The organism is Mesorhizobium sp. GW821-FHT07A06, assembly GCF_059419085.1.
Map to the genome: position 1 here is coordinate 679,802 of NZ_JBWKRC010000003.1, position 19,412 is coordinate 699,213.

Genomic DNA, 19,412 nt, shown 5'->3' on the forward strand with positions numbered 1-19,412 from the left:
GTTTACGGAGAGAGGATGCCGGCGGGCAGGTGAGGGGCAGCACTAGCCTTGATAAGGAATGCACCCGATTGCAGCGATTGCTCTGCACCGTCGTTCTACCCACTCACCTTGAAGAAATCAACGAAAGCCCGCAGCGCCGGGCGCATCTGCCGGCGGCTGGGATAATAGACGAAGAACCCGTCGAAAGGTGGACACCAGTCGTCCAGTACGCGGATCAGCCTGCCATCGGCGAGCGGGGCGCGAACATAGTCCTCGAAGACGAAGGCGAGCCCGGCGCCGTCGACCGCAGCTTGCGCGATCAGATGGTCCTCGTCGAGGATCAGCGGCCCTTGCGCGGCGATCTCGATTTCCTCGCCGCCCTTTTCGAATTCCCAGCGGTAGAGGATGCCGCTGGAGAAGCGGAAGCGGATGCAGCGATGGTCGGCAAGGTCGTGCGGGTGATGCGGTCTCGGCATGGCCGCGAAATAGGATGGCGCGCCGACCACCGCGCCGCGCATGTGCGGCCCGATGCGCACCGCGATCATGTCGCGCTGCAGGCTCTCGCCGAGCCGCACACCGGCGTCGAAGCCACCTTCGACAACATCGGTGAAGCGATCCTCGATGACGATCTCCAGCACGATGTCGGGATAGGCCGATGCAAAGGCGCCCAGCTTGGGCGTCAGCACCAGATGCGCTGCCGTGCGCGGCACGCTGAGCCTCAGATTCCCGGCCGGCCGGTCGCGCGCCTCGACCGCCGTCTCCAGCGCCAGGTCGATCTCGGAAAGGGCCGGGCGCAAACGCTCCAGCAATTGCGCCCCCTCTTCGGTCGGCGCCACGCTGCGCGTGCTGCGCGCCAGCAGCCGCACGCCAAGTCGCGCTTCCAGGCTGGACACCGCATGGCTGACCGCCGACGGCGCGATAGCCAATTCCCTGGCCGCGCCGCGAAAACTGCCGCATTGGGCGACGGTTGCCAGCACCGCCAGCTGTGAAAGATGCGCTCGGTTCATTGATCTATTTCTTAGAACGACCCGTGCATAGATGAACCGATTATCGAGCATGGCGCAAGACGCTACATCGGCGGCATCACAACAAGGAGATCTCGTGATGCAAACCCGCAAATTAGGAACTGAACTCGAAGTCTTCCCCGTCGGTCTCGGCTGCATGGGCATGAGTTTTGGTTATGGCGGTCAGCCGGAGGCCGAGGCGATCGCCACCTTGCGGCGCGCCGTCGAGATCGGCGTCAACTTCTTCGACACTGCCGAAGTCTATGGCCCCTACGAGAATGAGATCCTGCTCGGCAAGGCGCTGAAGTCGGTGCGCGAGAAGGTGACCATCGCCACCAAATTCGGCTTCAAGATCCTGGAGGAAGGCACCGGCACCGACCGCATGGCCGGCGTCGACAGCCGTCCCGAGCACGTCAAGGCGGTCGCCGAGGCCTCGCTAAAGCGGCTCGGCACCGATGTCATCGACCTCTACTACCAGCACCGTGTCGACCCCAACGTGCCGATCGAGGACACGGTCGGCGCCATGGCCGAGCTGGTGCGCGAGGGCAAGGTGCGCGCGCTCGGCCTGTCGGAGGCAAGTGCCGCGACCATCCGCCGGGCGCATGCCGTTCATCCGATCGCGGCCGTGCAGAGCGAATATTCGCTGTGGAGCCGCGACCCGGAACAGGAGGTGTTCGCCGTCTGCCGCGAACTCGGCATCGGCTTCGTCCCCTACAGCCCGCTCGGCCGTGGCCTTTTGACCGGCACCATCGCCAAGCCCGAAACGCTTGACGATGGCGACTGGCGCCGCATCTTGCCGCGCTTCCAGGCCGAGGCCATGGAAGCCAACGCCAAGGTTGTCGCCACGCTGGAAGGGATGGCGGCTGAAAAGGGCGTCACCCCGGCGCAGCTGGCGCTCGCCTGGGTGCTGCACCAAGGCGATTTCATCGTCCCGATCCCCGGCGCGCGAAAGATCCGCCATCTCGAGCAGAACACGGCGGCGGCGAACATCGAACTGAGTGCGGCTGAGGTGGCGGCGATTGGTGACGCGCTGTCGCCGGATAAGGTGATGGGCAAGCGCTATACGGAGGAGTTGTTGGCGCTGGTGAATGGGTGACCTTCAGCATCAGCTTGTTTTGAGATGCTGGCGGGACAGCGCCCCCTCTGTCCTGCAGGGCAGAGGGGGGCGCCTCGCGCCGACATTCCGGCAACTCCTACCAAGCCACCACACCAATCTCCGGCCAGCATTCCCTCGCCCGCGCCCCCTTCGCCTCATGCGTCCGCTGATTGTCCATCACCCGGTTCGGCGTGATACGGAACGAGAAGACATCGTCGAGCCCGAACGGCGCCACCAGCTCAAGCTGCCCGCCGGCATCGTAGCGCACCCCGACCGCATGCGTCCTCGAGGCAAAATGGCTGATGGGTTCGCTCGCGCTCGTATAGCGCGGGCAGGGCTGGCCGAATTTCTGCGGATACCACAGATGCACCCGCGCCTGGTTGCGCACTTCGACCGGCAGCGCCAGCCCCTCGAAATGCCGCGCCGCTCGGCGGATGACAGCATCCTCGGCCTCATAGGACAGGTCGCTGTCGTCGAAATAAAAGAGGTCGATATCCCTGATGCCGTAGCCCGACGGCTTGCCCGTCAGATGGTTCCAGACGCTATTGTAGAGCGCGCCGGAGACGATCAGCCAGTCTGGCAGCGCCAGCGAGCGAGCCCGCGCCAGCGCGTCGCCGACCAGCGGGTCCCCCGACACGATTTCGAGAAACGCCTCGCGTTGTGCTTCGAACGGCAGCCCGGAATAGCGCAGATGGTCCATCGCCCTTTGGAGGACGATTCGCCATCTGCCCGCAAGTTTCGGAGCAATTCCAGGAAAAGTGCAAGACGGTTTTCCGTCCGGAATTGCGTCAAGACAGAGAGTTCTACCCGCGCAGCACGCCACCCGTCTGCTTGCCGACATTCTCGACGATGCGCTTGGCCAGCGCCTCGAAATCCTCGTCGGTCAGCGTCTTCTCTACCGGCTGGATCGCCACCTCGATGGCGATGGACTTCTTGCCCTCGCCGAGCGACGCGCCTTCGAAGATGTCGAAGACCGAAACGCCAGTGATCAGCTTCTTGTCGGCGGCAAGTGCTGCGCGCACCAGAGTACCGGCCTCGATCGCTTTGTCGACGACAAAGGCGAAGTCGCGCTTCACCGCCTGGAAGGCGGAGAGTTCCAGCTTCGGCTTGGTTTTCGTTGGCTTGGCCTTTGGCTCCGGCACGGCATCGACGAACACTTCGAAGCCGCATAGCGGCCCGGAAACGTCGAGCCCTTCCATCGTCTTGGGATGGAACTCGCCGAACGTGCCGAGCACGGTCTTTGGCCCGAGCTTGATCGTGCCGGAGCGGCCGGGATGGTACCATGACGGTCCGCCCGCCTCGATCTGCAGCCGCTCGACCGGCGCGCCGCAGGCTTCCAGTGCCGCGATCGCATCCGCCTTGGCGTCGAACACGCCGACCGGGCCTGAATTGCCGGCCCAGTTGCGGCCTGAGCCGTCGAGCTTGGCGGTGCCGCGGCGCACGCCGGCGGCCACGCGCCGCTGCTGGTCGGCGCCGTCGCCCTCATAGGTGCCCGACACCTCGAACAGCGCCACGTCGCCAATACCCTTGTCGGCATTGCGCTGCGCGGCTGCGATCAGCCCCGGCAGCAGCGACGGCCGCATGTCGGACATGTCGGCGGCGATCGGGTTGGCGAGTTTCAGCGCCGTCTGGCCGCCGCCGAACAACTCGGCATGCTTGGCCGGGATGAACGACCAGGTGACGGCTTCCATCATGCCGCGCACGGCAAGCGCCCGCTTGGCGGTGCGGGTGCGGACTTGCAGCGTGGTCAGGATCTTGGAATTGACCGCGTCATGCGCGCCGAGCGGCTGCGGCGCGATGTTGTCGACGCCGTGGATGCGCATCACCTCTTCGACCAGGTCCGCCTTGCCATCGACATCGGGGCGCCAGGACGGCACCGCCACATCGACGACATCGCCCGAGCCCTGCGGCTTGAAGCCGAGGCGCGACAGGATGTCGAGGCTTTCCGCCTTGGGCACTTCGATACCGGTCAACCGCGTCACTTCCGACAACGGGAAGGAGACGATCTTGGGCTTGTGGCCGGCATAGCCGACGACCTCCGTCTCGGCCGGCTCTCCGCCGCAGAAATCGAGCACAAGCCTGGTCGCCAGCTCCACGCCGGGCACCATGAATTCAGGGTCGACACCGCGCTCGAAACGATAGCGGGCATCGGTGATGATGCCGAGCGTGCGGCCGGTGCGCGCGGTGGTGATCGGATCCCAGAGCGCCGATTCGATGAGCACGTCGGTCGTGCTCTCGTCGCAGCCGGAATGTTCGCCGCCCATCACGCCGGCGATCGATTCGACGCCGTTGTCGTCAGCGATGGCGCACATGTCTGATGTCAGCGTGTATTCGCGGCCATCGAGCGCCATCACCTTCTCGCCGTCGCGCGCGCGGCGCACAACGAGGTTGCCGGCGACCTTCCTGGCATCGAACACATGCAGCGGCCGGCCGCGATCGAAGGTGACGTAATTGGTGATGTCGACCAGCGCGCTGATCGGCCTGAGACCAATGGCGATCAGCCTTTGCTGCAGCCATTTCGGTGACGGTCCATTCTTGACACCGCGCACGAGGCGCAAGGCGAAACCCGGGCAAAGCTCCGGCGCCTCGATCACCACCTTGACCGGCGTCTCGCCCTTGCCGGGGATCGCTTCGACCGCAGCGCTTTTCAGTGTGCCGAGCCCGCTCGCCGCCAGGTCCCTGGCGATGCCATGGACGCTGGTGGCATCGGGCCGGTTCGGCGTCAGATTGATCTCGATCACCGGATCGTCGAGATGCGCATAGGACGCAAAGCTGGTGCCGACAGGCGCATCTTCGGGCAGGTCGATGATGCCGTTGTGCTCGTCGGACAGTTCCAGCTCGCGCTCGGAACACATCATGCCATGGCTTTCGACGCCACGGATCTTGCCGACCGTCAGCGTCACGTCGATGCCGGGCACATAGGTGCCCGGTGCGGCGAAGGCGCCGATCAGGCCCGCGCGGGCATTGGGCGCGCCGCACACCACCTGGACAGGTGCCTTGCCGTCGCCCGTATCGACGGTCAGCACGCGCAGCCGGTCGGCATCGGGGTGCTGCACCGCCGTCAGCACCTTGGCGATGACGAAGGGTTTCAGGCTCGACTTGTCGTCGACATGCTCGACCTCGAGGCCGATCGAGGTCAGCCGCTCGACGATCTCGTTGAGCGTGGCGTCGGTCTCGAGATGATCCTTGAGCCAGGAGAGGGTGAATTTCATGGGACTGTTCCGTCTGGTCTTTTGACGCTTGTTTTCAGATGTCTGGGCAAGTCGTCGGACATATGCAGGAAGGGAAGCTGCTCGCTGACATAGGCATGCAGCGTCGGCCTGAAATCGGCCGGCATGTCCATGGCGCCAAGCATGAAGTAGATGTCGTCTTCCAGCCGCTCGTCGACATAGGCGATGGGCGAGCCGCAGACGCCGCAGAAGGAGCGCGTCACCGGGCCGTTCTCGTACATCTTCAGCGCCTTGCCGGTAAACGCCACCTGGTCGACCAGGAAGCCGACAAAGGCCGATACCGGCGCGCCGCTGGCCCGCCGGCAATCGCCGCAATGGCAATAGCTGACGTGGTGCGGCTCGACCGAAGCCTCGAACCGCACGGCGCCGCAGCGGCAGCCGCCGATGTGGAGCGCTGTCATGCGCTCAAGCCGCCGAACAGCGTCGGCATGTCGAGCGGCCGGAAGCCGTAATGCGACAGCCAGCGCACGTCCGCGTCGAAGAAGGCGCGCAGGTCCGGCATGCCGTATTTCAGCATGGCGATGCGGTCGATGCCCATGCCCCAGGCAAAGCCCTGATACTCGTCGGGATCGAGCCCGCCGGCGCGCAGCACATTGGGGTGCACCATGCCGCAGCCGAGGATCTCCATCCAGTCGGAGCCTTCGCCGAAGCGCACTTCGCCGGGCCGCGACCGGTCGCACTGGATGTCGACCTCGAGGCTGGGCTCGGTGAACGGGAAGAAGGACGGGCGGAAGCGCATCTTGACCGAAGGCACCTCGAAGAACGCCTTGCAGAACTCTTCGAGAACCCACTTCATGTTGGCGACGTTGGCCGTCTTGTCGATCACCAGCCCCTCGACCTGGTGGAACATCGGCGAGTGGGTGGCGTCGGAATCCTGGCGATAGGTCTTGCCCGGAATGACGATGCGGATCGGCGGCTTCTGCTTCTCCATGGTGCGGATCTGCACCGGCGAGGTGTGGGTGCGCAAAAGTTTGCGCTCGCCCCTCTCGTCCGGCTGGAAGAAGAAGGTGTCGTGCATCTCGCGCGCCGGATGGCCTTCCGGGAAATTCAGCGCGGTGAAATTGTAATAGTCGGTCTCGATATCGGGACCTTCGGCGATCGCGAAGCCGAGATCGCCGAAGATCGCGGCGATCTCGTCGATCACCTGGCTGATCGGATGGATACGGCCGCGCTCGGCCGGCGACTGCCGCACCGGCAGCGTCACATCGACCTTTTCGGCGGCCAGCCGGGCGGCGATCGCCACGTCCTTCAATTCGGCCTTGCGGGCCGTCAGCGCCTCGGTGACCCGGTTCTTGAGGCCGTTGATGACAGGGCCCTTGATCTGGCGCTCCTCGGCGGTCATGGCGCCAAGCGTCTTCAGCATCTCGGACACGGTGCCCTTCTTGCCGAAGGCAGCGATGCGCACGGCCTCGATGGCCGGCTCGTCGGCGGCCGATGCGATATCGGCCATCAGGGAATTTTCGAGCGTATCCAGGCCACTGGTTGCGTCGTTCACGGTCAAACTCGCTACGTTGGAAGTCGACTTTAAAGTGAGAGTCACTTTTAAGTTGAAAGTTCAGGCATCAGAGACAAAAGAACCCGCGCCAGCCGTGCCAGCGCGGGTTCCCCAAAATCAGAATTGCGAATGCTTGGGAAGCGCTGGTCTTAGGCGACAGCGCTTTCAAAAGCGTTCGGCGTGGTGTTCTTCAGATATTCGAGCGCGACCTTGGCCTTGGCTACGAGCGCGGCGAAAGCCTGCGGCTCATGGATGGCCATGTCGGACAGGATCTTGCGATCGATCTCGATGCCGGCCTTGTTGAGGCCGTCGATGAAGCGGCCATAGGTCAGGCCATGCTCGTGGGTCGCGGCGTTGATGCGCTGGATCCACAGCGCGCGGAACGAGCGCTTGCGGTTCTTGCGGTCGCGGTAGGCGTACTGCAGCGACTTTTCCACCGCCTGCTTGGCGATGCGGATGGTGTTCTTGCGGCGGCCGTAGAAGCCTTTCGCGGCTTTCAGGACCTTCTTGTGCTTGGCGTGCGAGGTGACGCCTCTTTTTACGCGTGCCATGTCATGATCTCCTTAAAAGCAATTCCAGGAAAGTGTCTTGCGGTTTTCCGTTCGGAATTGCGTAAAACTACTGCGTGTCCGGACCGAATGCCTTAGAGGCCGTTCGGCAGAAAATTCTTGATGACCTTCTTGCCATCCGGTTCAGCCAGAACCATCGTGCCGCGGGCATTTCGAATGAACTTGTTGGAACGCTTGATCATGCCGTGACGCTTGCCGGCCGCAGCCGACAGGACTTTACCCGTACCTGTGATCTTGAACCGCTTCTTGGCGGCCGACTTGGTCTTCATCTTGGGCATTTTGCTACTCCGTATTGTTGGCGCACTATCGCGCTTCTTGTTCGCTCCGGGCCGACCAAAGCCCGAAAAGCAAATGAAACCGCCACGGCATGCCCTGCCGGGCGGTTTTCTTGAACGGCGGTCCTATACGTCAAACACGACTTGTACGCAACACCCGACGCCGTGCGACGCTCTGTCTTTTGTCAGGGGAGCGTGAACCACACCGGCAGCATGCCCGACTGCTGGGCGCCATCGATCAGTTCGAAGGCCGGCAGCGCGATCAGGAACACCAGGCCGTCGAGCAGCGTGGTCAACAGCAGGCGCGGCTTGAAGCTGCCCGTATCGCCCTCCTGGTATAGGGAAAGCTTCGGGAAGAAGCGCGGTACCCGCGCCAGATAGGCCGCATACGGCGCGCCGAGCGCTTCCTTGAGGAACTTCTCCTCGCGCAGGATGACGATGTGGAAGGCCCCGGCGCAGAGCAGCGCAAAGAGGATAATGCCGGAGAACGAGCCGATCTGGGCGCCGACACCAGCCGCGGCCACGGTCGAGAATACGTAGAGCGGATTGCGGGTGATCGAATAAGGCCCGCCCGTCACGACTTCGGACGACTTGCGCCCGCCTATATACAGCGTCGCCCAAAGGCGCCCGACGATGCCGAGGAAAATCAAGAGCACGCCGAACATCTCGATCGTTTCATGCACCGGCGTGTCGGGCGGGAAGGTCGACTGGCCGAACAGCAGCGCCAGAAACAGCACCACCACAAGCACGGCAAGTACCAGCCGGCGCATCTGCTGGTAGTTGCCCAGCCCGTATTTCACTTCATTGTCCAAGGGGATATCCGATCGTCGAGGAGCCTATGGCATGTCGTCCAAAAATGGCCCCGGTTTTGGGAGGACGACATGCATAAAAACAAAGCCGGCGATCGCGGCTTTCGCCAAGAAACAGGCGTCCCGCCGATCGTCGGGACGCCCTGTAGCACAATTCAGGCGGATTTAGAGCGTGATGACGGCGCCTAACCTTATCGTGATCCAGGCAGGTTCCGCGAAATATCCGCCTAGCGCGGCGCCAGCACCATCATCATCTGGCGGCCTTCGAGTTTCGGCTCCGCCTCGACCTTGGCGATGGTAGCCACTTCCTCGCGAACCTTGTTCAGGAGCTGCATGCCGAGCTCCATATGCGCCATTTCGCGGCCACGGAAGCGCAGCGTCAGCTTGACCTTGTCGCCTTCCTCGAAGAAGCGGCGAACCGCCTTCATCTTGGTCTCGTAGTCATGGCTGTCGATGTTGGGGCGCATCTTGATCTCCTTGATCTCGATGACCTTCTGGTTCTTGCGCGCCTCGGCCGCCTTCTTCTGGTTGGCGTATTTCAACTTGCCGAGATCGAGAATTTTTACGACGGGCGGCACCGCATTGGGCGATATCTCGACGAGATCGAGCCCAGCCTCTTCGGCGAGCAGCAATGCGTCGTTTATGGAGACATCGCCGCGGTTCTGGCCTTCGGCGTCGATAAGCTGGACCCGGGGAACCCGGATGTCACGGTTGGAGCGCGGCCCATCCTTGGTCGGCGCCGCTGCTTTGAAAGGTCTGCGAATGGTCGTGGTCTCCTTGGCCGTTTCGTTCAGGATTTGTCAGTCTGATGCGTGGACGCGCCAATGTGGTGAGCGCGCGGGCGGAGTCAATAGCACAGCATTGACAGAAAATCACCCTGATCGCTGGCCTGCACCAAACAAAGAAACGGTGCGAGCACTTTTCGCCACGCCCGTGGCCGTGCCACAAGAACGCCGTGCCAAAAGAGGGGCCCGAGGAAAAGCCATGACCGTCACGCCTCCGACCTTTCTCGATATCGATGGATCTCGCATCGCGGTGCGCCATATGGCGGGTTCGACGCCCGGCATTGTCTGGCTGGGCGGCTACAAGTCGGACATGCTGGGCACCAAGGCGCAGACGCTGTCGGACTGGGCGGCAAGGGAAGGCCGCGCCTTCCTGCGCCATGACTATTCAGGCCACGGTGAATCCGACGGCGCCTTTGCCGACGGCACGATTTCGAAATGGCTTTCGCAAAGCCTCGCCGTGTTCCGGCATTTCGCCAGCGGCAGCCAGATCCTGGTCGGCTCGTCCATGGGCGCCTGGATCGCGCTGCGCATGGTGCAGGAATTGCGCAAGGCGGGTGACGCAAACGTCGTCGGCCTGGTGCTGCTGGCGCCGGCGCCGGATTTTACCGCCGAGCTGGTCGAACCGGTGCTGACCCCCGCGCAGAAGCACGACCTCGCCGAAAAGGGCTTCTTCGCCGAGCCCTCCGACTATTCCACGGAGCCCTATATCTACACGCGCGCATTGATCGAGGATGGGCGCGCCAACCGGGTGATGACCGGTCCGATCGACACCCATTGCCCGGTTCACATCCTGCAGGGCCTGGCCGATGCGGACGTGCCGTCGAGCCATGCGCTGAAGCTGGTCAGCTTGCTGCCGGCCGACGATGTCACGCTGTCGCTCATTCCCGACGGCGATCATCGCCTGTCGCGGCCGCAGGATCTCGACATGCTGGTGCGGGCGGTCGGTGACATGGCCGGGCGGGGCAAGTGAGAATGCGCCTTTCCATCCCGATCTCGGCCTTTGTCGCGGCCATCGTCGGCTTCGGCGGCACGCTGGCCATCGTCATTGCCGCCGCCCACGCGGTCGGTGCGACGCAAATCCAGACGGCGAGTTGGGTGACGACGATTTGCCTGGCCATGGCGGTCGAAAGCCTGTGGCTGTCCTGGCGCACGAAGATGCCTGTCATCACCGCCTGGTCGACGCCGGGCCTGGCGCTGATGGCTGCCTCGACCGGCTTTTCGATCGGCGAGGCCGTCGCCGCCTTCGTCGTCACCGCCATCCTGTTGATCGCCACTGGCCTGTTTCGGCCGTTGACGCAATTGATCTCCAGGATACCGCCCTCGGTCGCCTCAGGCATGCTGGCGGGCATCGTCGTCACCTTCGCCATCAATGCGGTCAAGACCGTTCCCGTCGACCCCTGGCTGATCCTGCCCCTGATCGCGGCGTTCTTCATCATCCGGCTGTTCAATCCGGCGCTGTCGGTACTGGCGGTGCTGATCGGCGGCGGTCTCGCCGCGTTTCTCTCCGGCCGTGTCGGCGGCCTGCCGACACCCGAGCTGTCGACACTGGCGCTGATTGCACCTGACTTCACCGCCAAGGCGATGATTGGCCTGGCGCTACCGCTCTATCTCGTCACCATGGCGTCGCAGAACCTGTCTGGCCTCGCCGTGTTGCGCGCCGCCGGCTACCACCCGGAGCCCGGCCCGCTGATCGGCGTCACCGGCCTGTTTTCTTTGCTGTCGGCGCCGTTCGGCGGCTCGACCACCAATCTGGCGGCAATCTCGGCGGCAATCTGCACCGGGCCGGACGTTCATCCCGACCCCGCCGAGCGCTGGAAGACCGGGCCGTTCTATGCGCTCGCCTATCTCGTCTTCGCGATCTTCGGTGCCTCGCTGGTGGCGATCTTCGCCGTCCTGCCGCAGAGCCTGATCGTGCTGGTGGCCGGGCTTGCGTTGATGGCCTCGCTCGCCAACGCGCTGGCGATCGCGCTCAAGGACGAGGCCCACCGGATGGCCGCCACCGTCACGTTTGTCGTCACCGCCTCGGGGCTGACACTGTTCGGCGTCGGCGCCGCGTTCTGGGGGCTGATTGCCGGCTTGGGCGTGCTTTTCCTCGACATGCTCAAAAAGCGATAATCATTTCAGAAGCTTGTCCGGTTTTGGCGGACCTTGTCTTGAATCGCCGTTTTTGCCTTCCCATTTCGATTCCACGCAGCCGGTCCTGGCTGTCTCCAACCGAAGGAATGGGAGAAAATGAACACATCTGCATTGATCCGCCCGGCCTGGACGCCGGCAACCATCGCGTTGATGGTGATCGGCTTCATGGTGTTCTGGCCGCTCGGCTTCGCCATGCTCGCCTACATCATCTGGGGCGACCGGCTCGACGGCTTCAAGCGTGACGTCAACCGCGCGACCGACGGCATTTTCGCCGGCTGCCGCCGTGGTTCCGACAAGGCCGCGCGCTGGGGCAACGGCTCCGCCCGCACCGGCAACGTCGCTTTCGACGACTGGCGCGAAAAGGAGCTTGAGCGTCTCGCCGAGGAACGTCGCAAGCTCGACGACATGCTGACCGAGTTCGACGACTATGCCCGCGAATTGCGTCGCGCCAAGGATCAGGACGAGTTCGACCGCTTCATGGCGAAGCGCAACAAGTCGACCGCTCCGGCGAAGACCGATCCGAGCACCGGCACGACCTCGACCAAGCGCGGCAAGGGCTCGAACCTGCTTGACGACTGAGGCTTTGCGACAAGCCTGATCGTGAAAAAAAACGGCGTCGCGCGAGCGGCGCCGTTTCTTTTTTGTTCTAGTCGTTTTTCTCGAATCGCGTATCGTCCCGCCATGACCATCGGATTCTTCCGCAATCTGACGAAGCCCAAGGCCACGCCAGTCGTGGAGCGCGAATATTGCGTCGCCGGCCGCACGCTGCCGCTCAGGATCGTCGAGAGCGCCAGAGCGCGGCGGCTGACGCTGCGCATCGATTCCGGCGGCCAGGGCCTGCGCATCACCGTGCCGCCGGGCCTGCGCCGCGGCGAGGTGGACAGGTTCCTCGAGCGCCACCAGGACTGGCTGGAGCAGCGGCTCGCCAAAGTGCCGACGCGGCCACAGGTGCGGCCGGGCATCAGGATCCCGATCCGGGGCGTGCCGCACCGTATCGTCCATGAGCCGTCAAAGCGCGGTACCGTCACGGTATCGCGCGACGAGCGCGGGCCGCTGCTGATCGTGCATGGCGACCGGATACATCTGCCGCGCCGCATCGCCGATTTTCTCAAGCGCGAGGCCAAGAAGGAGATCGAGAAGCTGGTGGTCAGGCACACCGAGGCGCTCGGCAAGCGCGCCAAGGCGATCCGTTACAAGGACACGTCCAGCCGCTGGGGCTCCTGCACCTCGGAGGGCAATCTCTCCTTCTCCTGGCGCATCATGATGGCGCCGCAGCCCGTGATAAACTACCTCGTGGCGCATGAGGTGGCACATCTCAAGGAGATGAACCACGGCCCGAAATTCTGGAAACTGTGCGAAAAACTCTGCCCCGACACCGACCGCTGCAAGGACTGGCTGAAGCGCAATGGCGGCGCGCTGCAGGCGATTGTGTTCGAGTAGTCAATCGTCGTTGGCGGCATTGAGTTCATCCGGCCGCAGCCCCTCATCGCCGTGATGCGGCCAAGGCAGGAAATTCCGGTCAAACGTATCGCCACCGAAATAGTCCAGCGCCCGATGCGCTTCGGCGCCGTTGAAGGCGGCCTTGTCCATCAGATGCGCGATGACCTGGTGTGCCTGCGCGATCTTCTGCTTCAGTTCGGTAATGGTTGTGTCAGCCATGATCTTCTCCCACCCGGCATGCTGTCTATCCGTCCATCAATAGGTAGCGCCTTTGGCGCTGCCGGCAAACAGCATGCTTTTTCTCGACTCTGTCGCGATTTCGTGCCAATTCCCGCGCCATGGCGCTCGATATAAAAATCTGCGGCTTGAAGACCGACCACGCAATGGCCGCGGCCCTGGCCGGCGGCGCCACCCATGTCGGCTTCATTTTTTTCGCCAAGAGCCCTCGCTATGTCGAGCCGGCGCACGCCTGCCGTCTGCGCGAAGCGGCGCGCGGCAAGGCCTTGGCGGTTGCCGTCACGGTCGACGCCAGTGACGCCTTCCTGGACCAGATCGTCACAGCCATGCAGCCCGATATGTTGCAGCTGCACGGGTCGGAAACACCTGAGCAGGTGGCCGAACTGAAGGTCCGCTATGGGCTGCCGGTGATGAAGGCGCTGCCGCTCAGCGAGGCCGCCGATCTCGACCGGATCGAGCCGTTCATCGGCGTTGCCGACCGCTTCCTGTTCGACGCCAAGCCGCCAAAGGGCTCCGTGCTGCCGGGCGGCAATGGCGTGGCCTTCGACTGGCGCATCCTTGCCGGCCTTGACGCCGGCGTCGATTACATGCTTTCCGGTGGGCTCAACGCCGCCAACATCGGCGATGCCCTTCGGCTTGCCAACCCGCCCGGAATAGACATTTCGTCGGGCGTGGAAAGCGCGCCGGGCGTCAAGGATCCGGCGCTGATCGAACAGTTTTTCCGGGCCGTCCGGGCAGTACGCGACGACCGCGCCGCCTGAAAGTGTTTCCAATGAGAGCATGTCCCGGAAAAGTGGTATCCGGTTTTCCGATGAGGATATGCTCAAAACATAGCAGTTAGGAGATCGGCGATGAACAAGCCGGCGACACCCAATTCCTTTCGCACCGGACCTGACGAGCAAGGCATGTTCGGCATGTTTGGCGGCCGTTTCGTCGCCGAAACCTTGATGCCGCTGATCCTGGACCTCGAAAAGCACTGGACCTTCGCCAAAACCGACCCGGCCTTCAAGGCCGAGGTCGAGCATCTCAACAAGCACTATACCGGCCGGCCCAGTCCGCTCTATTTCGCCGAAAGGCTGACCCAGCATCTCGGCGGCGCGAAAATCTATTTCAAGCGCGACGAGCTCAACCACACCGGCTCACACAAGATCAACAACTGCCTCGGCCAGATTCTGCTGGCCAAGCGCATGGGCAAGACGCGCATCATCGCCGAGACAGGCGCTGGCCAGCACGGCGTTGCGTCGGCGACGGTTGCCGCGCGCTTCGGCTTGCCTTGCGTGGTTTACATGGGTGCGACCGACGTGCAGCGTCAGGCGCCCAACGTTTTCCGCATGAAGCTGCTCGGCGCCGAGGTTGTGCCGGTCACCTCCGGTCACGGCACATTGAAGGATGCCATGAACGAGGCGCTTCGCGATTGGGTGACGAATGTCGATGACACCTACTACATGATTGGCACCGCCGCGGGTCCGCACCCCTATCCCGAAATCGTGCGGGAGCTGCAGTCGGTCATCGGCCGCGAGGCCAGGGAACAGATGCTGGAGGCGGAAGGCCGGCTGCCGGACCTGCTTGTCGCAGCGGTGGGCGGCGGCTCAAACGCAATCGGCCTGTTCCACCCGTTCCTCGACGACACGGATGTGAAGATTGTCGGCGTCGAAGCCGGTGGCAAGGGCCTTGATGGCGAAGAGCACTGTGCCTCGCTTACCGCCGGTTCGCCAGGCGTTCTGCACGGCAACCGTACCTACCTGCTGCAGAACTCCGACGGCCAGATCATGGAAGGCCATTCGATCTCGGCCGGCCTCGACTATCCGGGCATCGGCCCGGAACATTCGTGGCTGAAGGAATCCAACCGTGTCGAATACGTGCCGATCATGGATTCAGAGGCGCTAGAGGCGTTCCAGCTGCTGACCCGGCTGGAGGGCATCATCCCGGCGCTGGAACCGGCGCATGCGCTGGCCGAGGTGATCAAGCGCGCGCCGAAGATGGGCAAGGACCAGATCATCGTCATGAATTTGTGCGGCCGCGGCGACAAGGACATTTTCACTGTGGGCAAAATTCTGGGGATGGAGCTTTAGAATGACCACCCGAATCGATCGCCGCATGGCGAAACTCAAGGCCGAAGGCAGGCCGGCGCTCGTCACCTATTTCATGGCCGGCGACCCGGACTACGAAACCTCGCTGTCGATCATGAAAGCCCTGCCGGGCGCCGGCAGCGATGTTATCGAACTCGGCATGCCGTTTTCCGATCCCATGGCCGATGGACCGGCGATCCAGGCAGCGGGCCTGCGTGCGCTGAAAGCTGGCCAGACCCTTGTGAAGACACTGAAGATGGCGTCGGATTTCCGCACCGGCGACAATGAAACCCCGATCGTGCTGATGGGCTATTACAACCCGATCTACGTCTACGGCGTCGACCGCTTCCTCAGGGATGCGCTGGCCAGCGGCATAGACGGGCTGATCGTCGTCGATCTGCCGCCGGAAATGGACGAGGAACTCTGCATACCGGCGCTCAAGGCTGGCATCAACTTCATCCGGCTGGCGACGCCGACCACGGATGACAAGCGGCTGCCCAAGGTTTTGCAGAACACGTCTGGCTTCGTCTACTACGTGTCAATGACCGGCATCACCGGTGCCGCACTTGCCGACACCGGCAAGGTGGCGGCGGCGGTCAAGCGCATCAAGGGCCATACCAACCTGCCGGTCTGCGTCGGCTTCGGTGTCAAGACCGCCGAACAGGCGCGTGTCATTGGCGCCAATGCCGATGGCGTCGTCGTCGGCACCGCGATCGTCAATGCGGTCGCCAATGTGCTGGGGCCGAAGGGCGAAAAGACCGCCGACCCGGCCGAGGCCGTCGCCACGCTGGTCAGCGGCCTTGCGCAAGGCGTGCGCTCGGCCCGCCTTGCTGCCGCCGAATAGTTCTCCTACCTCAAGTTTGTGCATGTCGCCCAAAACCGGTTCCCATTTTTGGGCGACATGCATTAGCAACTCTTCGTCAGGACAGGAGCCGAAGCGATGAACTGGATCACCAATTACGTTCGCCCGAAGATCAATTCGATGCTCGGCCGGCGCACCGACATGCCCGAGAATCTCTGGATCAAGGATCCCGAGACCGGCGAGATGGTGTTCCACAAGGATCTGGAATCCAACCAGTTCGTCATCCCGTCTTCCGGCCATCACATGAAGATTTCGGCCAAGGAGCGGCTGAAGTACTTCCTCGACGACGGGAAATACGAACAGCTCGAAAACCCGAAGGTGGTGCAGGATCCGCTGAAGTTCCGCGATGAGAAGCGTTACACCGACCGGTTGAAGGACGCCAAGGCCAAGACCGGGCTGGAGGACGCGATCGTCAACGCGCTGGGCACCATCGAAGGCCTGCCGGTGGTGGTGACGGTGCAGGATTTCGCCTTCATGGGGGGCTCGCTCGGCATGGCCGCCGGCGACGCCATCGTACACGCATTCGAGGTCGCCCTGCAGCGCAAGCGGCCGCTGATCCTGTTCGCCGCGTCCGGCGGCGCGCGCATGCAGGAAGGCATCTTGTCCCTCATGCAGCTGCCGCGCACGACGGTCGGCGTCGACCGGCTTAAGGAAGCCGGCCTGCCCTACATCGTCGTGCTGACCAACCCGACCACAGGCGGCGTCACCGCCTCCTATGCCATGCTGGGCGACGTGCATATCGCCGAGCCGGGCGCGCTGATCGGCTTTGCCGGACCGCGTGTCATCGAGCAGACCATCCGCGAGAAACTGCCCGATGGCTTCCAGCGCTCCGAATATCTGATGGAGCACGGCATGGTCGACATGGTGGTGTCGCGGCTCGAACTGCGCCAGACCATCGCGCGGCTGTTGAAGATGCTGCTCAAGATGCCGGAGGAGCAAAAGCCGCTCGAGCCGGAAATCCTGCCGCCGGCGATGGTTGCGACCGAAGCCCGGCCGCAAGCCTGAGGACGCGACACTGTGCATGTCGTCCAAAAGTGGCCTCGGTTTTGGGAGGACGACGTGCACAAGACACGACTTGGGCCGCCGCGAACAGCGATTGCGCCATGTCCATGGCGCGCTGTAGCCTTTTGATTGCCATGGCCATTCCGGGTTGATTCTGGTGCTCGGGCCATGCGCCGGGATTTTGTCATGACAACGCTTGCCGCCGACCGCGAAATCGAAGCCCTGATGGCGCTTCACCCGAAAGGTTTCGACCTTTCGCTCGACCGCATCACGCGGCTCCTGGAGCGGCTTGGCAATCCGCAGGACTTGCTGCCGCCGGTCATCCACATCGCCGGCACCAACGGCAAGGGCTCCTGCGCCGCCTTTTCGCGCGCGCTGCTTGAAGCCGCCGGCCGTCTCGTGCATGTCCACACCTCGCCGCATCTGGTGAACTGGGCCGAGCGCTATAGGCTCGCCGCCGAGGGGGGTGGCAAACTCGTCGACGATGAGACCTTCGCCGAGGCCATTGCCCGCGTCGCCAAGGCCAATGACGGCCAGAAGATCACCGTCTTCGAGATCCTCACCGCCGTCACCTTCATCCTGTTTTCGGAACATCCGGCCGATGCCGCCATCATCGAGGTCGGCCTCGGCGGCCGCTTCGACGCCACCAATGTCGTCGCCAGGCCGGCCGTGTCGGTGATCATGCCGGTGTCGATGGATCATGAGGCCTATCTTGGCGACCGGGTCGAACTGATCGCTGCCGAAAAGGCCGGCATCATGAAGCGCGGCTGCCCCGTGGTGATCGGCGCCCAGGAAAGCGAGACGGCGCTGCAGGTGCTGATCGAGACCGCCGAGCGGCTGGAGTGCCCGACCTTCGTCTATGGCCAGGACTTCCTGGCCTTCGAGGAGAACGGCCGCATGGTCTACCAGGACGAGGATGGCCTGATGGACCTGCCGATGCCGCGGCTGCCAGGGCGCCACCAATTCGCCAATGCGGCGGCTGCGATCGCCGCGGTCAAGGCGGCGGGCTTCGAGGTCAGCCACCGCGCCGCCGAAAAGGCGATGACCAATGTCGCCTGGCCCGGTCGCATGCAGAAGCTGGTGCAGGGCCGTCTGGCGGAGCTGGCGCCGAAGGATGCCGACATCTGGCTCGACGGTGGCCACAACCCGGGCGCCGGCGTGGTCGTCGCCGAAGCGCTGGCCGAGCAGGAAGAAAAGAACCCGCGCCCGCTGTTCCTCATTTCGGGCATGATCAACACCAAGGACCAGAGCGGCTATTTCCGCGCCTTCAAGGGCTTGGCCCGGCATGTCTATACCGTGCCGGTGAGCATGAGCGATGCCGGCGTGCCCAACGACGAGCTGGCGATCCGCGCCACGGAAGCCGGGCTTTCCGCCGAGCCGGTCAGTTCCGTCGCCAGCGCGCTGATGCTGCTGCGCGACACCTGGGACGGCCCAGCGCCCCGCATCCTGATCGGGGGATCGCTCTATCTGGCTGGTGCAGTACTGGCCGAGAACGGCACACCGCCGACGTGAGGCCGTCCATCGCCCAGAGCAATTCCAGGAAAAGTGTGAAACGGTTTTCCGTCCGGAGTTGCGTTAAAACAATGAGTTAGAGCAGTTTGCCGTTTCCGTGAAACGGTGAAATGCTCTAGTCAATGCGGCCGCCTACTTCAGCTCGATCTCGATGAAAGCATATTCGCCCTCATTGGCGCTGATGACATCGTGTTCGACGCCCTCCTTGCGGAAATAAGGCACGCCTTTCTTCATCTCGGCGAAGGTTTCACCGTCCTTGGTTTCCAGCTTGAGTTTGCCGTCCATCAGCGGCACCACGACATAGTCGTGCCCATGTCGATGCCAGCCGGTGTTGTCGCCCGGCTGGAAGCGGTACTCGGTGACGATGACACGCTCATTGTCGATGAAGACGGTGGCCTTGGCGGATCCGGTCATGACGTTCTCCCTGCTTCTGTTGCTGCCAACAGAAGACATGGCGTGACCTGATGTGAGGGCCAGAGCAACCCAGCGATGACGCCAACAAAAAGCCCGGCACGATGGCCGGGCTTTTGCTGTCAGGAATTTCAGTTGGATCAGGCGAGGCTGCCGTTGATCCAGTGCGACAGCGCGGTCTTCGGAGCGGCGCCAACCTTCATGTCGGCGACTTCGCCTCCCTTGAAGATCATCAGCGTCGGGATCGAGCGCACGCCGAACTGCGCGGCAAGCTCGGGATTCTCGTCGATGTTGAGCTTGGCGATCTTGACCTTGCTGCCGAGTTCGAGGGCGATGTCCTCAAGCGCCGGCGCGATCATCTTGCACGGGCCGCACCATTCAGCCCAGAAATCCACCACGACCGGCTCCTTGGCGTTGAGCACGTCGGCCTGGAAATTGTTCTTGTCGACCTTGACGGTGGCACCCATGCGGAAAATTCCTTTCGAGAGTTTTTTGTCCCAC

The 19,412-nt window shown here is 63.4% G+C and carries 22 protein-coding genes; 10 read left to right on the forward strand and 12 right to left on the reverse strand.

Features of this window, described 5'->3' with window-relative positions:
- Positions 1–95: 95 nt before the first annotated feature.
- A complete protein-coding gene (locus AC07SZ_RS13835; RefSeq protein WP_494914661.1) occupies positions 96–986 on the reverse strand; it encodes a LysR family transcriptional regulator in 891 nt (296 codons plus the stop codon).
- Positions 987–1,083: 97 nt separating this feature from the next.
- Here AC07SZ_RS13835 and AC07SZ_RS13840 point away from each other — a divergent pair, with 97 nt between their 5' ends.
- Positions 1,084–2,079: an aldo/keto reductase gene (locus AC07SZ_RS13840; RefSeq protein ID WP_494914662.1), complete on the forward strand. Its 996-nt coding sequence runs from the start codon at positions 1,084–1,086 to the stop codon at positions 2,077–2,079.
- A gap of 97 nt (positions 2,080–2,176) precedes the next feature.
- Here AC07SZ_RS13840 and AC07SZ_RS13845 read toward each other — a convergent pair whose 3' ends face one another.
- From AC07SZ_RS13845 to infC, 8 genes are all read right to left on the reverse strand, one after another.
- Positions 2,177–2,779, reverse strand: a complete 603-nt coding sequence (locus AC07SZ_RS13845) for a nucleotidyltransferase family protein (RefSeq protein ID WP_494914663.1) — start codon at positions 2,777–2,779, stop codon at positions 2,177–2,179.
- Between the two features lie 103 nt (positions 2,780–2,882).
- Positions 2,883–5,291 carry a phenylalanine--tRNA ligase subunit beta gene (pheT, locus tag AC07SZ_RS13850; protein ID WP_494914664.1) on the reverse strand — a complete coding sequence of 803 codons (2,409 nt, stop codon included), beginning with the start codon at positions 5,289–5,291 and terminating at the stop codon, positions 2,883–2,885.
- Positions 5,288–5,710, reverse strand: a complete 423-nt coding sequence (locus tag AC07SZ_RS13855; protein ID WP_172371183.1) for a GFA family protein — start codon at positions 5,708–5,710, stop codon at positions 5,288–5,290. The genes pheT and AC07SZ_RS13855 overlap by 4 nt, the downstream gene beginning before the upstream one ends.
- Positions 5,707–6,759, reverse strand: coding sequence for a phenylalanine--tRNA ligase subunit alpha (gene pheS / locus AC07SZ_RS13860; protein WP_056570312.1), 1,053 nt, complete (start codon positions 6,757–6,759; stop codon positions 5,707–5,709). The genes AC07SZ_RS13855 and pheS overlap by 4 nt, the downstream gene beginning before the upstream one ends.
- 194 nt (positions 6,760–6,953) lie before the next feature.
- Complete coding sequence (gene rplT, locus AC07SZ_RS13865; RefSeq protein ID WP_006201247.1) at positions 6,954–7,355, reverse strand: 50S ribosomal protein L20; 402 nt, start codon at positions 7,353–7,355, stop codon at positions 6,954–6,956.
- 92 nt (positions 7,356–7,447) lie between these two features.
- Positions 7,448–7,651: a 50S ribosomal protein L35 gene (gene rpmI, locus AC07SZ_RS13870; RefSeq protein WP_006201248.1), complete on the reverse strand. Its 204-nt coding sequence runs from the start codon at positions 7,649–7,651 to the stop codon at positions 7,448–7,450.
- A 182-nt stretch (positions 7,652–7,833) separates the two neighbouring features.
- Positions 7,834–8,460: a methyltransferase family protein gene (locus AC07SZ_RS13875; protein ID WP_056568993.1), complete on the reverse strand. Its 627-nt coding sequence runs from the start codon at positions 8,458–8,460 to the stop codon at positions 7,834–7,836.
- Positions 8,461–8,684: 224 nt separating this feature from the next.
- Positions 8,685–9,221 carry a translation initiation factor IF-3 gene (gene infC, locus AC07SZ_RS13880; RefSeq protein WP_010912915.1) on the reverse strand — a complete coding sequence of 179 codons (537 nt, stop codon included), beginning with the start codon at positions 9,219–9,221 and terminating at the stop codon, positions 8,685–8,687.
- A 220-nt stretch (positions 9,222–9,441) separates the two neighbouring features.
- Here infC and AC07SZ_RS13885 point away from each other — a divergent pair, with 220 nt between their 5' ends.
- From AC07SZ_RS13885 to AC07SZ_RS13900, 4 genes are all read left to right on the forward strand, one after another.
- Positions 9,442–10,212 carry an alpha/beta hydrolase gene (locus tag AC07SZ_RS13885; protein ID WP_056568995.1) on the forward strand — a complete coding sequence of 257 codons (771 nt, stop codon included), beginning with the start codon at positions 9,442–9,444 and terminating at the stop codon, positions 10,210–10,212.
- A gap of 2 nt (positions 10,213–10,214) precedes the next feature.
- Positions 10,215–11,357: a benzoate/H(+) symporter BenE family transporter gene (locus AC07SZ_RS13890; RefSeq protein ID WP_081294951.1), complete on the forward strand. Its 1,143-nt coding sequence runs from the start codon at positions 10,215–10,217 to the stop codon at positions 11,355–11,357.
- Between the two features lie 117 nt (positions 11,358–11,474).
- Entirely contained in the window at positions 11,475–11,957 is a 483-nt protein-coding gene (locus AC07SZ_RS13895) for a DUF2852 domain-containing protein (protein ID WP_172371179.1), read from the forward strand.
- 102 nt (positions 11,958–12,059) lie between these two features.
- Positions 12,060–12,818: a M48 family metallopeptidase gene (locus AC07SZ_RS13900; RefSeq protein WP_494914665.1), complete on the forward strand. Its 759-nt coding sequence runs from the start codon at positions 12,060–12,062 to the stop codon at positions 12,816–12,818.
- Here the strand turns inward: AC07SZ_RS13900 and AC07SZ_RS13905 are convergent, their stop codons facing one another.
- Positions 12,819–13,037: a hypothetical protein gene (locus AC07SZ_RS13905; RefSeq protein WP_056569008.1), complete on the reverse strand. Its 219-nt coding sequence runs from the start codon at positions 13,035–13,037 to the stop codon at positions 12,819–12,821. It abuts the gene before it with no gap.
- 119 nt (positions 13,038–13,156) lie between these two features.
- Here AC07SZ_RS13905 and AC07SZ_RS13910 point away from each other — a divergent pair, with 119 nt between their 5' ends.
- From AC07SZ_RS13910 to AC07SZ_RS13930, 5 genes are all read left to right on the forward strand, one after another.
- The gene (locus AC07SZ_RS13910; RefSeq protein WP_494914666.1) at positions 13,157–13,816 is read left to right on the forward strand and encodes a phosphoribosylanthranilate isomerase; all 660 of its coding nucleotides are present in this window, start codon (positions 13,157–13,159) and stop codon (positions 13,814–13,816) included.
- Between the two features lie 90 nt (positions 13,817–13,906).
- Entirely contained in the window at positions 13,907–15,127 is a 1,221-nt protein-coding gene (gene trpB / locus AC07SZ_RS13915) for a tryptophan synthase subunit beta (RefSeq protein WP_056569014.1), read from the forward strand.
- Between the two features lies 1 nt (position 15,128).
- Positions 15,129–15,968 (forward strand): tryptophan synthase subunit alpha, encoded by an 840-nt coding sequence (gene trpA, locus AC07SZ_RS13920; RefSeq protein ID WP_056569017.1) that lies wholly within the window; start codon positions 15,129–15,131, stop codon positions 15,966–15,968.
- Between the two features lie 96 nt (positions 15,969–16,064).
- Positions 16,065–16,991 carry an acetyl-CoA carboxylase, carboxyltransferase subunit beta gene (accD, locus tag AC07SZ_RS13925; RefSeq protein ID WP_056569020.1) on the forward strand — a complete coding sequence of 309 codons (927 nt, stop codon included), beginning with the start codon at positions 16,065–16,067 and terminating at the stop codon, positions 16,989–16,991.
- A gap of 183 nt (positions 16,992–17,174) precedes the next feature.
- Complete coding sequence (locus tag AC07SZ_RS13930; protein ID WP_494914667.1) at positions 17,175–18,500, forward strand: bifunctional folylpolyglutamate synthase/dihydrofolate synthase; 1,326 nt, start codon at positions 17,175–17,177, stop codon at positions 18,498–18,500.
- A gap of 132 nt (positions 18,501–18,632) precedes the next feature.
- Here AC07SZ_RS13930 and AC07SZ_RS13935 read toward each other — a convergent pair whose 3' ends face one another.
- Positions 18,633–18,914 (reverse strand): cupin domain-containing protein, encoded by a 282-nt coding sequence (locus AC07SZ_RS13935; protein WP_056569023.1) that lies wholly within the window; start codon positions 18,912–18,914, stop codon positions 18,633–18,635.
- 137 nt (positions 18,915–19,051) lie between these two features.
- Complete coding sequence (gene trxA, locus AC07SZ_RS13940) at positions 19,052–19,378, reverse strand: thioredoxin (RefSeq protein ID WP_056569026.1); 327 nt, start codon at positions 19,376–19,378, stop codon at positions 19,052–19,054.
- Between the last annotated feature and the right edge of the window lie 34 nt (positions 19,379–19,412).

Coding starts and splice junctions, on each gene's coding strand:
- AC07SZ_RS13835 (WP_494914661.1), bottom strand. CDS start 986: ATGAACCGAGCGCATCTTTCACAGCTGGCGGTGCTGGCAACCGTCGCC.
- AC07SZ_RS13840 (WP_494914662.1), top strand. CDS start 1,084: ATGCAAACCCGCAAATTAGGAACTGAACTCGAAGTCTTCCCCGTCGGT.
- AC07SZ_RS13845 (WP_494914663.1), bottom strand. CDS start 2,779: ATGGACCATCTGCGCTATTCCGGGCTGCCGTTCGAAGCACAACGCGAG.
- pheT (WP_494914664.1), bottom strand. CDS start 5,291: ATGAAATTCACCCTCTCCTGGCTCAAGGATCATCTCGAGACCGACGCC.
- AC07SZ_RS13855 (WP_172371183.1), bottom strand. CDS start 5,710: ATGACAGCGCTCCACATCGGCGGCTGCCGCTGCGGCGCCGTGCGGTTC.
- pheS (WP_056570312.1), bottom strand. CDS start 6,759: ATGGCCGATATCGCATCGGCCGCCGACGAGCCGGCCATCGAGGCCGTG.
- rplT (WP_006201247.1), bottom strand. CDS start 7,355: ATGGCACGCGTAAAAAGAGGCGTCACCTCGCACGCCAAGCACAAGAAG.
- rpmI (WP_006201248.1), bottom strand. CDS start 7,651: ATGCCCAAGATGAAGACCAAGTCGGCCGCCAAGAAGCGGTTCAAGATC.
- AC07SZ_RS13885 (WP_056568995.1), top strand. CDS start 9,442: ATGACCGTCACGCCTCCGACCTTTCTCGATATCGATGGATCTCGCATC.
- AC07SZ_RS13890 (WP_081294951.1), top strand. CDS start 10,215: ATGCGCCTTTCCATCCCGATCTCGGCCTTTGTCGCGGCCATCGTCGGC.
- AC07SZ_RS13895 (WP_172371179.1), top strand. CDS start 11,475: ATGAACACATCTGCATTGATCCGCCCGGCCTGGACGCCGGCAACCATC.
- AC07SZ_RS13900 (WP_494914665.1), top strand. CDS start 12,060: ATGACCATCGGATTCTTCCGCAATCTGACGAAGCCCAAGGCCACGCCA.
- AC07SZ_RS13905 (WP_056569008.1), bottom strand. CDS start 13,037: ATGGCTGACACAACCATTACCGAACTGAAGCAGAAGATCGCGCAGGCA.
- AC07SZ_RS13910 (WP_494914666.1), top strand. CDS start 13,157: ATGGCGCTCGATATAAAAATCTGCGGCTTGAAGACCGACCACGCAATG.
- trpB (WP_056569014.1), top strand. CDS start 13,907: ATGAACAAGCCGGCGACACCCAATTCCTTTCGCACCGGACCTGACGAG.
- trpA (WP_056569017.1), top strand. CDS start 15,129: ATGACCACCCGAATCGATCGCCGCATGGCGAAACTCAAGGCCGAAGGC.
- accD (WP_056569020.1), top strand. CDS start 16,065: ATGAACTGGATCACCAATTACGTTCGCCCGAAGATCAATTCGATGCTC.
- AC07SZ_RS13930 (WP_494914667.1), top strand. CDS start 17,175: ATGACAACGCTTGCCGCCGACCGCGAAATCGAAGCCCTGATGGCGCTT.
- AC07SZ_RS13935 (WP_056569023.1), bottom strand. CDS start 18,914: ATGACCGGATCCGCCAAGGCCACCGTCTTCATCGACAATGAGCGTGTC.
- trxA (WP_056569026.1), bottom strand. CDS start 19,378: ATGGGTGCCACCGTCAAGGTCGACAAGAACAATTTCCAGGCCGACGTG.